This window comes from Devosia algicola (assembly GCF_028816455.1).
In the GTDB taxonomy this organism is placed as follows: Bacteria; Pseudomonadota; Alphaproteobacteria; order Rhizobiales; family Devosiaceae; genus Devosia; species Devosia algicola.
This window is the reverse complement of the sequence record NZ_CP118246.1, coordinates 3,032,491-3,046,433: the sequence shown is the minus strand read 5'-3', so window position 1 is coordinate 3,046,433 and position 13,943 is coordinate 3,032,491. Positions and strand designations below refer to the sequence as shown.

Annotated in this window: 13 protein-coding genes and 1 pseudogene; 4 read left to right on the top strand and 10 right to left on the bottom strand. The window is 56.9% G+C overall.

Going from position 1 to position 13,943, the window contains the following annotated elements; translation table 11 throughout:
- Nucleotides 1-344 precede the first annotated feature (344 nt).
- A complete protein-coding gene (locus PSQ19_RS16235; protein WP_282218586.1) occupies nucleotides 345-1,115 on the bottom strand; it encodes a FadR/GntR family transcriptional regulator in 771 nt (256 codons plus the stop codon).
- Between the two features lie 362 nt (nucleotides 1,116-1,477).
- Here PSQ19_RS16235 and pdxA point away from each other — a divergent pair, with 362 nt between their 5' ends.
- Together pdxA and PSQ19_RS16225 are read left to right on the top strand one after the other, a co-directional pair.
- Nucleotides 1,478-2,485 (top strand): 4-hydroxythreonine-4-phosphate dehydrogenase PdxA, encoded by a 1,008-nt coding sequence (pdxA, locus tag PSQ19_RS16230; protein ID WP_282218585.1) that lies wholly within the window; start codon nucleotides 1,478-1,480, stop codon nucleotides 2,483-2,485.
- Nucleotides 2,482-3,405: a dihydrodipicolinate synthase family protein gene (locus tag PSQ19_RS16225; protein WP_282218584.1), complete on the top strand. Its 924-nt coding sequence runs from the start codon at nucleotides 2,482-2,484 to the stop codon at nucleotides 3,403-3,405. Before pdxA ends, PSQ19_RS16225 begins: the two co-directional genes overlap by 4 nt.
- Nucleotides 3,406-3,580: 175 nt before the next feature.
- On the opposite strand, the gene PSQ19_RS16220 is transcribed toward PSQ19_RS16225, so the two are convergent.
- The 9 genes from PSQ19_RS16220 to PSQ19_RS16180 all read right to left on the bottom strand — a co-directional run bounded on the left by PSQ19_RS16220 (nucleotide 3,581) and on the right by PSQ19_RS16180 (nucleotide 10,898).
- Nucleotides 3,581-4,360, bottom strand: coding sequence for an SDR family NAD(P)-dependent oxidoreductase (locus tag PSQ19_RS16220; RefSeq protein WP_282218583.1), 780 nt, complete (start codon nucleotides 4,358-4,360; stop codon nucleotides 3,581-3,583).
- Nucleotides 4,361-4,889: 529 nt separating this feature from the next.
- Complete coding sequence (locus PSQ19_RS16215) at nucleotides 4,890-5,585, bottom strand: dihydrodipicolinate synthase family protein (RefSeq protein WP_282218582.1); 696 nt, start codon at nucleotides 5,583-5,585, stop codon at nucleotides 4,890-4,892.
- Nucleotides 5,582-6,553, bottom strand: coding sequence for an NAD(P)-dependent oxidoreductase (locus tag PSQ19_RS16210; RefSeq protein ID WP_282218581.1), 972 nt, complete (start codon nucleotides 6,551-6,553; stop codon nucleotides 5,582-5,584). Before PSQ19_RS16210 ends, PSQ19_RS16215 begins: the two co-directional genes overlap by 4 nt.
- A complete protein-coding gene (locus PSQ19_RS16205) occupies nucleotides 6,550-7,224 on the bottom strand; it encodes a GntR family transcriptional regulator (protein WP_282218580.1) in 675 nt (224 codons plus the stop codon). Before PSQ19_RS16205 ends, PSQ19_RS16210 begins: the two co-directional genes overlap by 4 nt.
- Before the next feature lie 14 nt (nucleotides 7,225-7,238).
- Nucleotides 7,239-8,006: a tripartite tricarboxylate transporter permease gene (locus PSQ19_RS16200; protein WP_282218579.1), complete on the bottom strand. Its 768-nt coding sequence runs from the start codon at nucleotides 8,004-8,006 to the stop codon at nucleotides 7,239-7,241.
- A 67-nt stretch (nucleotides 8,007-8,073) separates the two neighbouring features.
- Entirely contained in the window at nucleotides 8,074-8,742 is a 669-nt protein-coding gene (locus tag PSQ19_RS16195) for a tripartite tricarboxylate transporter permease (protein ID WP_282218578.1), read from the bottom strand.
- Nucleotides 8,733-9,239 (bottom strand): tripartite tricarboxylate transporter TctB family protein, encoded by a 507-nt coding sequence (locus PSQ19_RS16190; RefSeq protein ID WP_282218577.1) that lies wholly within the window; start codon nucleotides 9,237-9,239, stop codon nucleotides 8,733-8,735. Before PSQ19_RS16190 ends, PSQ19_RS16195 begins: the two co-directional genes overlap by 10 nt.
- 67 nt (nucleotides 9,240-9,306) lie before the next feature.
- Nucleotides 9,307-10,269, bottom strand: a complete 963-nt coding sequence (locus PSQ19_RS16185; protein ID WP_282218576.1) for a Bug family tripartite tricarboxylate transporter substrate binding protein — start codon at nucleotides 10,267-10,269, stop codon at nucleotides 9,307-9,309.
- Between the two features lie 260 nt (nucleotides 10,270-10,529).
- A complete protein-coding gene (locus PSQ19_RS16180) occupies nucleotides 10,530-10,898 on the bottom strand; it encodes a DUF5655 domain-containing protein (RefSeq protein WP_282220725.1) in 369 nt (122 codons plus the stop codon).
- Between the two features lie 345 nt (nucleotides 10,899-11,243).
- Here PSQ19_RS16180 and PSQ19_RS16175 point away from each other — a divergent pair, with 345 nt between their 5' ends.
- Nucleotides 11,244-12,008, top strand: coding sequence for an SDR family NAD(P)-dependent oxidoreductase (locus PSQ19_RS16175; protein ID WP_282218575.1), 765 nt, complete (start codon nucleotides 11,244-11,246; stop codon nucleotides 12,006-12,008).
- A pseudogene (locus tag PSQ19_RS16170) lies at nucleotides 11,999-13,757 on the top strand (IlvD/Edd family dehydratase). The gene PSQ19_RS16175 and the pseudogene PSQ19_RS16170 overlap by 10 nt, the downstream one beginning before the upstream one ends.
- Nucleotides 13,758-13,943 lie beyond the last annotated feature (186 nt).

Here is a 13,943-nt window from a genome sequence, read left to right as displayed (position 1 = left end):
TACATGTCAAATATAATGCAGCCAACCGTCATTGTATTTTTCAAACAATTATCTCAATGCATTGATTTATATGAACGATAACCACTACCAACAGCATACCAAACCTGTCTCATGTTGTCAGTTTTCTATTTGTAGGCAGGCGTTCGCTCTGCCACCAGGGCGTTTATTGATTCCACAATCCTCACCCCGCGATACAGCCCCATTTACAATGAACCGCACTATTCCCGGTCGACTGTCACGACCCTCGGTTGGCGAATGGACGCCCCCCGCGCTCGCCAACATCGCGGCAAACAGCGACGCGGTCGCAATCGAGGTCTGAGTGAGACGGAGGAGACGAAAGGGGGTTACAATGAAAGATCCAAGGCGCGGCCTTCGAACAATCGGTCACGCGAACTTTTTAGATGCTGATGCATTGCATCGCGCGCGTCCTGGGCCCTCTCTTCGGATATGGCCTCGTAAATGAGACCGTGTTCACGGAAGACCATCTCCAACTGCTGTTTGGGTCCCATAAGTGACAATCCGTGCAGATGCATCCCAACCGCAACATGCTCCCGAAGCGCCTCCATTGAGGAGCTGTAATAATGGTTGTTGGCGGCATCAGCCACGGCCTTGTGGAACAAAAAGTCAGCGTCTGATCTGTGCATATGGTGCCTAGTGGCATCGCTCAATTGACCTAGCGCCTCTTCGATCTTCGCAAGCGAGGATTCGTCGCGTCGGATCGCTGCGTAGTATGCGGCGTCGGGCTCGATCGTCAGCCGGAATTCATAAAAACGCTGAACGTCGGCAATCGTTTCGACGGGCGTGTATGTCAGTCCCGTTGAAACGATTGCCGACGACCGCACAAAGCTTCCCGATCCCTGACGAGAATATATGACGCCTGCATCACGTAACCGCCCAAGGGCACCTCGTACGATCGGGCGTGAAACCCCAAACATGGCCGCAAGCTCGTGCTCACCCGGGAGTTTGCCGTCAGGCGGGAACTCGCCACGGGTAATTCGCTGCGACAATTGCTGATAAACGCCGTCTACCAGTGTAGTTTCCTTGCCGCGTCTGGACTTAGCTGATCCTGCCGATTGAACCTCCGCGCCGCCGCCGCGGGTACCCGTTTCGCTCAATTGTAAAATTCCTGTTTCAAATCAGAGCAAAGAAAGGTGATTTCTGCCATACCAACGTCTCTGAACCCTGATGCCAGACCTACCATTTTCCGTCCCAGTTGTGACCGTCGCAACTTCCGTGTTTCAAGGCATTGTCGCTCAATTTCCGCATATTCGAGCCGATAGAAAATTCTCGGAATCGTTGCCAATTGTAAACCCATACCGTTTAATAGCCTATACACTTTTTCGATCTCTAATTGCAACTTGACATGTTGTTCATGATTGTTCAGCATCCGATGAGCGTATCCGCAAATTTCATTGTGACGCGGGTATCAGGTTGTCCAACAACTTCCAACTACACCAGAGCAAGCGCCCGTCAACTAATGGCCAACTCATTGAATAACATTGGTATTACTATGGGAGACCCCGCAGGGGTCGGCCCCGAAATAATCTGCAAGGCTGTCGCCGAAATGAGTGTCAATGACCGCAAGAACATTGTCATTGTCGGCAACAAACCAGTCATGGAAAATGCCGCACAAATTACAGGTGTGACCCTTTCGTACCACCATGTCGACTCCGCGGCTGTTGGTGACAGCGTGGCGCTTGTCGATATTGCGATCGAGGGTGGACCAATTGCATTGGGTCGTATGGATGCACGCGCCGGCGACGCAGCGTACCGCTGCATCGCGCGGGCGGTTGAGATGGCAATAGCGGGGGATATCGATTGTATGGTTACTGCCCCAATCAACAAGGAAGCGCTGAATGCCGCAGGCCACCATTACGATGGCCACACTGGTATGCTGGCGGCCATGACAGGGTCCACAGCGTCGTTCATGTTGCTGGCGTCCGAACGGCTCTCGGCGATCCATGTTTCGACCCATGTGTCTCTAAGGGCAGCCATCGACAGGGCGACACAGGACCGCGTACTCGCCACGATCCGCGCGGGCCACACGCACCTGAGGCGACTTGGCATCGACACGCCCCGAATTGCTGTTGCGGGCATTAACCCGCACTGTGGTGAAAACGGGCTGTTCGGCACCGAGGATGACAAGCAGATTGCCCCTGCGGTCGAACGTGCCCGGTCCGAAGGGATAAATGCCGTCGGCCCCATTCCCCCCGATACTGTCTATCATCGGGCGCACACCGGCGCCTTCGATCTGGTGGTCGCTCAATATCATGACCAGGGGCACATCCCGATGAAGCTTGTAGCGTTCGACACAACAGTGAATGTATCGCTAGGCCTGCCAATAGATCGGACCTCGGTCGATCACGGCACTGCATTTGATATCGCGGGCACCGGCGAAGCAAACCATATCAACATGAATGCCGCGATCGCGTATGCGCGCAAGCTGGCGGCCACACCAAGACAACTGGCAGGACCAGCACAATGAGCGTAAAGGCGGAAGTCAGCGGCGTCTATTGTGCGGCCGTGACGCCCGTACGCGAGGACCGTTCTCCCGATCTGCCACTGTTCGCAACCCATTGTGAGCGCCTCATTGAGCATGGCTGCAACGGCGTTGCTTTGCTGGGTACGACAGGCGAGGCCAACTCATTTGGCATAATCGAGCGCCAGGAGATTCTCGAGTACGTCGTCAATTCGGGCATCGCACCGGAAAAACTCATGCCCGGAACCGGCACATGCGCCATAGCGGATACGGTGGCACTGACCCGGCATGCACTGTCTCTTGGTGTCAGTCGCGTGGTGATGTTGCCACCATTTTACTACAAGAAACCAACGGACGACGGCTTGTTCTCTGCTTATTCGGAGGTGATCGAGCGCATTGGCAATGATCGGTTGAAAATCGTACTCTATCATATCCCCCAAATGTCTTCGGTGCCGATTACTGCAAGCCTTGTGGAACGACTGATCAAAGCCTATCCCCAAACTGTTGTAGGCATAAAGGACTCTGCGGGAGACCTAGAAAACATGAAATCCATGGTCGATGCGTTTCCGGGGTTCTCGGTTCTTGCCGGTGCCGATCCTTTGCTGCTGCCGCTCATGGAACATGGCGGTGCCGGCTGTATCACGGCGACGTCAAACCTTGTCTCAAACGAACTGGCCGCCGTCTTTCGCGGTGCCCGCGATGTCGGACAGCGGGCAATTGTTGCGGCGGCGCAGGAGAAAATAGTTGCCTATCGAACCCTGTCCAACAGTCTCGGCGCCCAGATACCCACGATCAAGGCTATGCTCGGATTCTCAACAGGCGAAACGGGCTGGAAATATACGCGCCCACCGCTGATCGGCCTCACCGACCATCAACGCTCTGTCCTGGGTGACGCCATGGCACCACTGCAGACTGGCGAGGAGTGAGTGTGAGGAACAGGTAAATCGTCCACCACTCAACCTTGTTCTGCCTTGAATCTACCGATGGATTCATATCCGCCACCCCTCAAGTTCGCGACGGTTCAACCCGCACGGGACCAAAGTCGGCAGCGGCGCGGTAAGGTCGCTCGACCAACGCCACCTCAGAGGCCGGTCCGGGTTGCTATTGCGCAAGGAAACCGCCGTCCACGGGCAGAATGTGGCCTGTCACCATTCTGGAGGCCCCCGACGCCAGATAGAGGACGGCATTTGCGATATCGTCGGGCGTGGCGAAATCCCCAAGCGGTGTCATCGCTTCAATTCGCGCAACCAGTTCGGGTTGAGCCAACAGGGGTGCGATGAACGGCGTTCTTACGTAGGTAGGCGCAACGGCATTGACGCGAATGCGATGTGCCGCCCATTCAATCGCGAGCGCTCTCGTCATATTGACAACGGCCCCCTTGGTTGTCTGGTAGGACACGTTGGGATATATGCCACCGCCTGAAAGGCCCATGATCGATGCGATATTGACGATGCTGCCGTTTCGGTCGGCAGCGATCATCTGGCGTGCCGCGGCCCGTGCACATAAGAAAGTGCCGGTCATATTGACCGCGGCAACCTGTTCCCAATCGTCCAGGGGATGGTCCACGGCGGCATGCCGTTTTGCAATACCGGCGCTGTTGACCAGTATTCCGACGTCAGGGTGTTCAGCGAACAACGCCTCCACCTGGTCTGAACTTGTTACATCCACCTGAGCTGACGTTGCGTTCCGAATTTGATTGGCTGCCTCGGTTGCCAGCGCCCTCTGACGGTCGGCAATAACCACCTTGGCGCCACATGCTGCGAGCAATTTGGCCGACGCAAGACCAATTCCGCTCGCCCCACCTGTAACAATGGCACAAATGCCATCAAGTCGCATCGGGTGCTGCCAGTGCGTTACATCTCTGTCCGCCGAAACTGTCATTTACTGTGTCCATGCCTCGGGCGCATCCATCAACCACGCCAAATAACCGCCGCCGACAAATCCGTATCCAATACCGCGCACCGCATTGTCTGTAAAAATTATTGAATATGATAGGGCCGACGATGGGACGATCATTGTGAAGGGGTAACGCCTTTGTATTACTTCACCTCAACTCGGCACGCTGATATCTGGCAGGCGGCGCCAACGTCGCAAACCCAAATTTGTGCATTGATGACTTGTATAGGGAATTCAAAATGACACGGCCGCTGGGACCGGGCCTCGGACACGTTACTGTTTGCCGCGCGCTACTGCGTTTATTTGTTCCAAACTGACCTCGAGTTTGGCATGGCGGCAATGCCCTGCCAGCGCCTCTATGCCGAAACTGGTCGGCCGCGTGTTCCCTTCGCGCCAGTGGCAATCGATCCCCAATCGCGCGCAGAGCAACAACTTCCCGTAAGTCAGTAGCGTGTCCAAGCCCTGCATGACAAATGTCGCGAGGGGCAGGACGCGGGCATAACCGGCATAGGCGTCATCGGTCTTGCCTGCAGCGGCCAAGTGCCAGATGTCGGTTAGACGGTCCGCATATTCGGGTGCGGGAATGTGGCCATGAATACCGGCCCGCAATCCGTCGACAAGGCTCGAGCCCCCCGCGTCCCGAGAATATGCTCAACCGGTCGCCTAGCATGTCGCGCAGAGCGGCGGTATCCACGGCTGAAACCTCTTGCTTGACGCCAACAAGATTGGGGTGACGCCGGGCCAGTTCCGCCAGTTGCACTGGATCAAGCCCGACACCGACAAAAGCTGGTGCGTTCTGAATGGCAACTGGCAGCGCTGCATGGTCAATAAGCTTGGAGAACAGGCGCATAAGATCGTCAGAATCCCGAGCCTCGGTAGGCGGTTGTATTATCGCCCAATCGGCACCTGCGGCAGCTGCGGCACTCAAATCGTCCCGCTGCTGATCCGCGGTCGGTGCGAAAATCGTTACAGCGAGAGGCACCCGGCCAGCGATGTCCTCAAGGTTCCACTCAAGCACGGTCCGGCGCTCCGTGGCACTCAGGTTCCGAACTTCTGTTGCAAGGCCAAGCGTTGCGATCCCGGCGACCTTCATCTCGAGGCAATAGGCCATTTGACGGCGCATGCCCTCGCGCCAAAGCTGCCCGTTTGCGTTGAACAGGGCATAGAGGATCGGATATACGCCATGGGTAAGTGTCGCCGCGCTCGTCATGATCGGCCTTCCTTTACGACATTGAGGAACGCTTGGGTGGTGCCTATCCGTCGCACATTTTCCAAGATATCGGCCCAACGACGGGCGACGGTGCCCTGGGTCCAGCCGGCGATATGGGGTGTCGGCATGACGTTGTCGCGTTCAAGAAACGGATGACGCGCGGGCGGCGTGCGATCGGCAGCACCCGATGGATATTGATACCAGACATCGAGAATTGCACCACCGAGTTGCCCGCTCGAGAGTTGCTGCCAAAGCGAATTCTGGTTGACAATCCCACCGCGCGCCACATTGACCAACACGCCATCGGGTCCGAGCGCAGCGAGGTCGACCGCGCCGATGAGATGGTGCGTCTCTGGCGCCAAGCCCACACACAGCACGCCGAAATCACAACGAGCAAACATCTCCTCCAGCTGATCGAGCCGATAAACGCCATCGAGTCCTCTTGGGTCCACAGGACTGCGATTGGCGGCGAGCACCGTCACCCCGAAGGCTCTTAATCGATCAGCGACGGCCCGGCCGATACCGCCATAGCCGACAATGCCGACCACCGATCCGCTGAGTTCCTTGTGGGGCGTGGCACCGAACCGACTGGAGCGGGCCCACGAACCGGCCCGAAACTCTGTCGAGGCGCTGTCTGCCCGGTGGCACCATTGCAGCATTTGCAGGACAACAAATTCGGCCACGGCAGCGTCATGACCATGCACATTGCAAAGGGTGGTGTTGTCGGCCAGTAGGCTCAGATCGACCTCGTCGCATCCGGCGCCCGGCACCTGAACCAATGTTAGTTTCTTGGCGTCGGGCAGGTCGAAACGCACACCGATCAGCGCAGATGCGCCCGCCATCATTTTGGCCTTGTCTGCAACCGGCGCGTCATATGACAGCGTTTCGACTGCAAATCCGGGTCCAAGTTGATCGGCCAGCCAGTCGCGCCTGTTGGCTACCGGACTGCCGTAGAGCACAACCTTCATGAGAGCGCTCTTTCTTCGCTGAGTTCACCAATGGCATGGGCTATGGTGACCGTTGCGTCGAGCAGATTGTCTAGCGCGCGCTCGCTTGCTGCCTGATCACCATCGGCGATGGCGCGCATCATGTGTGCATGTTCCTTGCCGGTGTAGGAAAGTCCCTTGCCTTCATCTCCAGCATAAAGATAACCCAGTCGGCGATTGACACAGTGCAGCGGCGCAACCGTGCGCGCTGCCACATCGTGACGCGCCGCCTTGCCAACGAGCCGGTTCAATTCGTCGTCGGCACGCATGAAGCCAATAATATCAGCCTTGTTGGCCGTTTCTTCAATGCGGTCGGCCATGGCATAAAATCGGCGCCGTTCGAAGTCATCGGCGTAGCGGGTGGCTCGCTGTACGAGCAACCGTTCAACGGAGCGGCGTACGTCAACGGTCATCAAGGCGTATTCGACTTCTATCGGACGGATGTAGACGCCCCGCCGATTCATGATGGTGACCAGGAACCCACCGGCAAGCCTCAGCAATGCTTCACGCACGGGTGTGCGCCCGAGGCCCAGATGTTCGCACATGCGTTGCTCTGTCGTCATCGCCCCCGGGGCCAATCTGAGCATGACGATTTCTTCTTCGATCAGACGGTAGGCGGATTCGGCAAGACTTTCGGTGCCGGTCGCTGACATTGCACTTCCCTTGATCAACGTGACACCTCGCGCCTGCGTCCCCACCAGCGCAGCAGTGCCAGCGCAAGTGGGACAAGCCAAAGACAAATCGTCAACGTCGCAAGTCCAGCCGCCACGGGTCGCTCCAAAAAGGCAATATAGTTACCGCGCCCGCGCTCCAGCGACTGCAGGAAGGTCGATTCGAGCATGGGGCCAATGACCAGACCGAGAATGGCCGGGGCCAGCGGATAGCCGCGTTCTTCAAAGATGTAGGCAAAAACCCCCATTCCCAGCATTGTGCCTACTGCGAACATTGTATTCTCAACAGCAAAAGCGCCCACCATGCAAAAGGCGAGAATGCAGGGCATAAGGATAGCCCGCTGAATACGCAGGACGTATTGGAAGGAATAGATGGCGGCAAAGCCGAACGGTACAATCATGATGTTGGCGATGAGAAATGCCAAAAATACAGCGGTAATCAATTCGGGATGAACCAGAAACACCGTTGGTCCGGGATTGAGGCCCTTGAGGAAGAGCACGCCGATGATGACCGCTGTCAGGCTGTCGCCGGGAATGCCGAAGACTGTGGCCGGTACGAGCGCACCACCGATTGAGGCATTGTTCGATGCTGAGGCAGTCGCGATCCCGTCGGGAATGCCCGTGCCGAACTTGTCGCGGTTCTTCGAAATCCTGCGCGATATCGCATATGAAACATAGGCTGCGATGTCCGCACCAGCGCCGGGAATCGCACCTACTATTGTTCCGATAACGGCACCGCGCCCGATCCCCCATTTTAAGCGCATCAGTTCGCGGCCGACCCCGGAGAACAGGTCTGCAACTCTTGATTTGGCTACCGGAGGCGCCGGGGAGTCACCAGCCGCATAGCGAATGAGGCTCAGGCACCGCAAAGAAGCCGATAAGCACCGGCACAAAGCTGAAGCCACCTGACAGGGAGGGAATGCCAAAGGTAAAACGGAGCTGCCCCGAAACCGGGTCAAGCCCGATCTGGGCCACCGCCAGTCCGAACAACAGCGACAATGCGCCCTTGGACCATCGTCCCTGGCTGACGGCTACGGCAGCGGTCAGGCCCAGGCACGCGAGCCAGAATTTCTCGTAGCTGGAAAACTGAAGCGCTATACGGGCCATGGACGGGGCCGCGAACAACAATACGAGCGACCCGACAACGCCGCCAAATGCCGAACAAATCAACCCGATGCCAAGCGCCCGTGCCCCTTCACCCTTCTTGGTCATCTTGAACGCCTCATCGGCGTAGGCGGCCGAGGCAGGGGTACCGGGAATGCGCAAGAGGGCACCCGGAATATCACCGGCGAAAATCGCCATTGCAGACAGACTCATGACGATGGCAAGAGCCGGCACCGGATCGAGAAAAAACGTAATAGGAATGACGAGCGCGACAGCCATAGTGGCGGACAGACCGGGTACCGATCCGACAAAGAGTCCGTAAATGGCGGCGGCCATCATACCCAAGATGACTGTCGGATCAGCAAGGAGACCCAGCGCCTTGATTATTACATCCATGTCAGCACCCCTGACCATGGCTCCAGTAGCCCCCAAGGCAGGGGCACCCGCATGACCTCCTGAAACATGGTTTGCAACAGCAAGGTTACAATGATCGCGACGATGAACGAGGACACCCATCGCCCGCGCAACAGACCAATTAGCGTCCCCATAATGAGCGGCATGGCGATAAGAAATCCAAGAAACGGAACCAGCATAACGAAGGCGACCGGGGTCAGCACGAACGCGGCAATCGCGAGACGTGGCCCCGCGCGCTCCTTTCGAGGGATAACCTCATCCCGAATAACTACGCCGCCTGCGTCGTCCGCTGATCCGTGTCTACTCTGCCAAGCGACCAGAAGGCCAATTGAAATCATAAGTGCGCCAACGATGGCCGGGAAGAAGCCCGGTCCATAAGGCACATGCGCGGGCGGGCGCATGGGGAGGGCAAATGCGATCAGAAACAGTCCGAGCGCAACAAAAAAGCCGCCGGTAAACAGGTCGGAACGATGGGTCAAAAGAGCCCTCCCCAAAAACGCCCGGCCGACAAAAACGCCGACCGGGTACATTTATGCCAAGAGCGACCTAGAGGCCGAGATCCTTGACGAGGGGGCGAACGCTGACTTCCTCGGACTGCATGAAATCGCCAAAGTCTGCGGCATTTCTCCAGCGCAAACCAAAACCACGATTGACCATGGCTTCCTGGAAGCTGTCGCTTTCGTAAACCGTTTTCACGGCGGCTTCCAGTTTCTGGGCGATGTCGTCAGGAAGTCCAGCGGGAGCTACGACGCCTCTCCAGGCACCGAGTTCGAGGTTCATGCCGGTTTCTTCAGCAAGGGTTGGAATGTCAGGGAAGGCCTTGAGCCGCTCGCCGCCGAACACGGCGAGGCTGCGCACAAGACCAGCCTCGATGAGCGAGCCAGCCTCGGGCACTGAACAGGGTACGACGTCAAAGCCGCCAGCCACCATTTCCTGCAGCGCCGCTGCGGCACCGGTGCCTGAAATCATATGCACCGCCGAGAGATCAACGCCCTTTTCCTTTAGCAGCGTCGCCAGGGCAATCGGCCACGAACCGCCGCATCCGCCACCGCACGCAATGTTGTATTTGCCCGGATCGGCCTTGATGTCGTCAAGCGCGGCCGAAATGTTCGTCCATGGCGAATCCGTTGGTACCTGGAAGCCAGCCGGATCAAAATTCACCTGGGCAATGGGCGTTAAATCCGCCGCGTTGAAGTCGCCGAGTTCAAGGGGCTGGTAGTGCGCGAAATTGTATATCAACCCGAGTGTGTAGCCGTCAGGATCGGCGCCGGTGATGGTCGTAAACCCGACGACGCCGCCACCCTGGCCCTGATTGACCACATTAACGGGTTGCCCGAGTTCCTCCTGAAGGCCATTAGCGAGTAGGCGCGCGACGGCGTCGGTGCCACCGCCGGCGCCAGCGGGTGCGATGATGGTGATGGGTCGCTGGGGCCAGCCATCCTGGGCATGGGCGGGTGCCGTGGCGGCAAGGCCGGCCACAGTCAGCAGGGCAATAGCAAGTTTCCTCATAAAATATCTCCCTTGGTGATATGGTGTAATATATTACAAAATATCAGTGAGTCAAACTGTCAACATCACCATCGCGGCGAGACAGCCGCCTCACCGTGCCGGTGGCCAAGATTTCGATGCTGGACAATATTGAACCCGACGCGCGACTGATTCACGTGTGCTGGGATATCTCAACCCACACTATTGCGCCCGCTGCCAACCTGGTCGTTGGACGCAAGAGAAAATGCTGCAACGGCTCCGGTTTGGGGTTGCCAAGAAAACTACGATTTGGAACCGGTCCCAGGTCCCACATCTTCAAAGCCTTCCTTCAGCCAGGCTGTCATCTGCTCATCCACCGTTTCGCCCGGTTCCAACGTGAAACGGTTGGTGACCACCTTCTTGGTCGTGGGGAACGAGGCCTTGAGATGTTTGTGCTCGATCGCGTGCAGCAGATCCACGGTGCATTCCAGGTATTTTCCTTTCACATAGGCTGTCGCAAATGTGCGTTTGCCCTTCCATGCAACCATGGTTTTGGAGACTTTCTCTTCCACCTCTGTACCGGCGGCAAGCGCAGCGTCGCGAAATTCGTTGAACAGTGATATTGCCCCGTCGTTCTTGTCCTTGAGATAGGCACTGACTAGGCTCGTTATTCCTGCTCATTGCACAAAGTCCTCCTTCCGGCATCAGAACATTGCAATCATCATCACATCCAATGTGACCACATAACAGCTGCGGCGTTGGGGCCGCCACTGTCCCGTGTGAGCCAAACAATAGGGAACGGAACAGGCATTTTTCTGACCGGCGGCAAATTTCACTTGCCAAGTCAATGGCGTTCATAATAGTTTTATTTATCACACAAATAGGATAAATATTACCAGACTGACACAATTGTTGTTGAACATGATCGAGAACATCAATGCGTGGCTTCACTGGGACCCATGACGAGGGGAGCGCAATGAGGGGCGAGTCTGGCTCAACCCGTATGGCGGGGGTCGATGATGCTGAACACACACTATGAAAGTCTGAAAGATGTCGCAGTTGTCATTTCCGGTGGATCAACCGGCATCGGGGCGGCACTGGTTCGCGGCTTTTGCGCCCAAAAAGCGCGGGTTGGATTTGTCGATATCGACGCCCAACGGGGTTCGGCGTTGGCCGCTGAGCTGGCGGCCAACGGCGCCAAGGCAGAGTTTCAAGCGTGCGATATAACGGACTTTGCAGCTTACCATGACGCGATCATGCATTTCGCGCGCGCTCATGGACCCTGCCAGATATTGCTAAACAATGCCGCCAACGATCAGCGCATGCGATTGGACGAGTTGACGCAACAAACTTACGAACGCGCCATCGCGGTCAACCTTGGCCACGCAATGTTCGCGGCCCAAGCGGTGGCGCCGAGCATGATCGAAATGGGTGGCGGGTCAATTGTAAATTTCGGGTCAGTCAGTTGGATGATGGCGTCGGGGAACCTGCCGATTTACGCAGCCTGCAAGGCGGGGTTGCACGGATTGACCCGAACATTGGCACGGGACCTGGGCAAGCATGGCATCCGGGTTAATACGCTGGTGCCTGGATGGGTGATGACCGAGCGGCAAAAAACGCTATGGGTCGATGCTGAAGCAGAGCAACTGATTGACAAAAGCCAATGTCTGGTCGGCCACGTTTTGCCCGAGGACATTGCCGCCATGGCATTGTTCCTCGCATCTGATGAGGCGAAAATGTGCTCGGCCCAGAATTTTATCGTTGATGGCGGATGGGTGTAGGCGCATTGAGTTTTTCAAAAGCAAATTGGCCGCGCAGGCTGCGCTCACAAGATTGGTTTGAGAAAGGTGACAAGCACACCTACATCCACCGGTCATGGGCCAAAAACCAAGGTTTGCCAGATGACGCTCTGGACGGTCGACCGATTATCGGCATCTGCAATACCTGGTCCGAGTTTACCCCGTGCAACGGCCATTTGCGCGATATCGCCGAACGGGTAAAGCGAGGCGTTTATGAGGCAGGTGGAGTGCCGTTCGAGTTTCCGGTTTTTTCGACCGGCGAAAGCATGCTGCGTCCGACTGCCATGCTGTTTCGAAATCTGGTTTCAATGGATGTGGAGGAAGCCATTCGAGGCAATCCCATGGACGGGGTTGTGCTCCTCGCGGGCTGTGACAAGACAACTCCTGCCCTGCTCATGGGTGCGGCGAGCGTTGATATTCCCACGATAATGGTCACCGGCGGACCAATGTTGAATGGCAAGTTCAGAGGCGAGGATCTGGCTTCGGGCAGCGATGTCTGGCGTTTTTCGGAAATGGTGCGGTCCGGAGAAATGTCGCTGGATGACTTTATCGAAACCGAGCAAGGCCACGCACGCTCGCCGGGGCATTGCAACACAATGGGCACGGCAAGTTCGATGGCCAGCATGGCCGAAACACTTGGCATGACGCTTAGTGGCAATGCCGCAATTCCAGCAGTCGACGCCCGACGCAGGGTCATGGCCCAGATAACCGGACGCCGTATTGTCGACATGGTCAAGGATGATCTCAAACCGTCCCATATTTTGACACGCCGAGCGTTCGAAAATGCCATCAAGACCAACGCTGCAATTGGTGGGAGTACGAATGCGGTGATCCACCTGCTGGCGCTGGCGGGTAGAATTGGCGTCGAGCTGACCCTTGACGATTGGGACAAGGTCGGCAACGGCGTTCCGACCATTGTGAACCTTCGGCCAAGCGGCAAGTATCTGATGGAAGAGTTCTTTTACGCTGGCGGTCTGCCTGTTGTTCTCAAGCAATTGGCCGACATTGGCCACCTATACAGCGACGCGATCACGGTCTCGGGGCGAAGTATCGGCGAGGATATTTCGACAGCTAGAAACTGGAACGACGATGTCATCCTGTCGCCCGCCAGGGCCCTGACCCAGAATGGCGGCATCGCGGTGTTGAAGGGCAATTTGGCGCCGGGCGGCGTGATCATCAAACCGTCTGCGGCGACCCCGGCACTGATGCAACATCGGGGTCGGGCAGTAACTTTTGAGACGATCGAGGACTATAGAAATCGCATCGATGATGAAGCGCTCGATGTCGACGAGAACTGCATATTGGTGTTGAAAAATTGTGGCCCCAAGGGGTACCCCGGCATGGCCGAGGTTGGGAATATGGGACTGCCACCAAAAATATTGCGCAAAGGTGTAACCGATATGGTCAGGATTTCCGACGCGCGCATGTCCGGCACTGCCTATGGAACGGTTTTGTTGCATGCCTCTCCGGAAGCCGCCATGCTTGGTCCCTTGGCAATTGTGCGCGATGACGACATGATTGAAGTGGATGTCGCAAACCGGCGCATACATCTAGACGTCTCTGACGCGGAGGTTGAAGAGCGATTGCGACGTCATGTGCCGCAGCCGCCGCAGGCAGCAAGCGGCTACGCCAAGGCTCTATATTGATCATGTCGGTGGCGCCGACACCGGTGCAGACCTTGATTTCCTCAAGGGCCGTCGAGGGGCACGCGTAACCCGTCATAGCCATTAGACCGCCAACTGTTATGGTATAGGTGCCTGGCCCATAAGTCAGAACGCAATATGTCAGGTGGCCAAACATCCTGATTTTAGCAGGCAGTGATCATTTTCGGCGGCGTTCCCGCGAGGGGTTTTTACCCACCCCGCCTGCCAACGAGACAACACAAATTGACCAGCAGATATACTCCGACTTTTCTAT

Bases quoted from the DNA above. Each gene is read 5' to 3' on its own strand.
- PSQ19_RS16215 (WP_282218582.1), bottom strand. From the start codon at position 5,585: ATGACGAGCGCGGCGACACTTACCCATGGCGTATATCCGATCCTCTAT.
- PSQ19_RS16210 (WP_282218581.1), bottom strand. From the start codon at position 6,553: ATGAAGGTTGTGCTCTACGGCAGTCCGGTAGCCAACAGGCGCGACTGG.
- PSQ19_RS16175 (WP_282218575.1), top strand. From the start codon at position 11,244: ATGATGCTGAACACACACTATGAAAGTCTGAAAGATGTCGCAGTTGTC.
- PSQ19_RS16195 (WP_282218578.1), bottom strand. From the start codon at position 8,742: ATGGATGTAATAATCAAGGCGCTGGGTCTCCTTGCTGATCCGACAGTC.
- PSQ19_RS16185 (WP_282218576.1), bottom strand. From the start codon at position 10,269: ATGAGGAAACTTGCTATTGCCCTGCTGACTGTGGCCGGCCTTGCCGCC.
- PSQ19_RS16200 (WP_282218579.1), bottom strand. From the start codon at position 8,006: ATGCGCTTAAAATGGGGGATCGGGCGCGGTGCCGTTATCGGAACAATA.
- PSQ19_RS16225 (WP_282218584.1), top strand. From the start codon at position 2,482: ATGAGCGTAAAGGCGGAAGTCAGCGGCGTCTATTGTGCGGCCGTGACG.
- PSQ19_RS16205 (WP_282218580.1), bottom strand. From the start codon at position 7,224: ATGTCAGCGACCGGCACCGAAAGTCTTGCCGAATCCGCCTACCGTCTG.
- pdxA (WP_282218585.1), top strand. From the start codon at position 1,478: ATGGCCAACTCATTGAATAACATTGGTATTACTATGGGAGACCCCGCA.
- PSQ19_RS16220 (WP_282218583.1), bottom strand. From the start codon at position 4,360: ATGACAGTTTCGGCGGACAGAGATGTAACGCACTGGCAGCACCCGATG.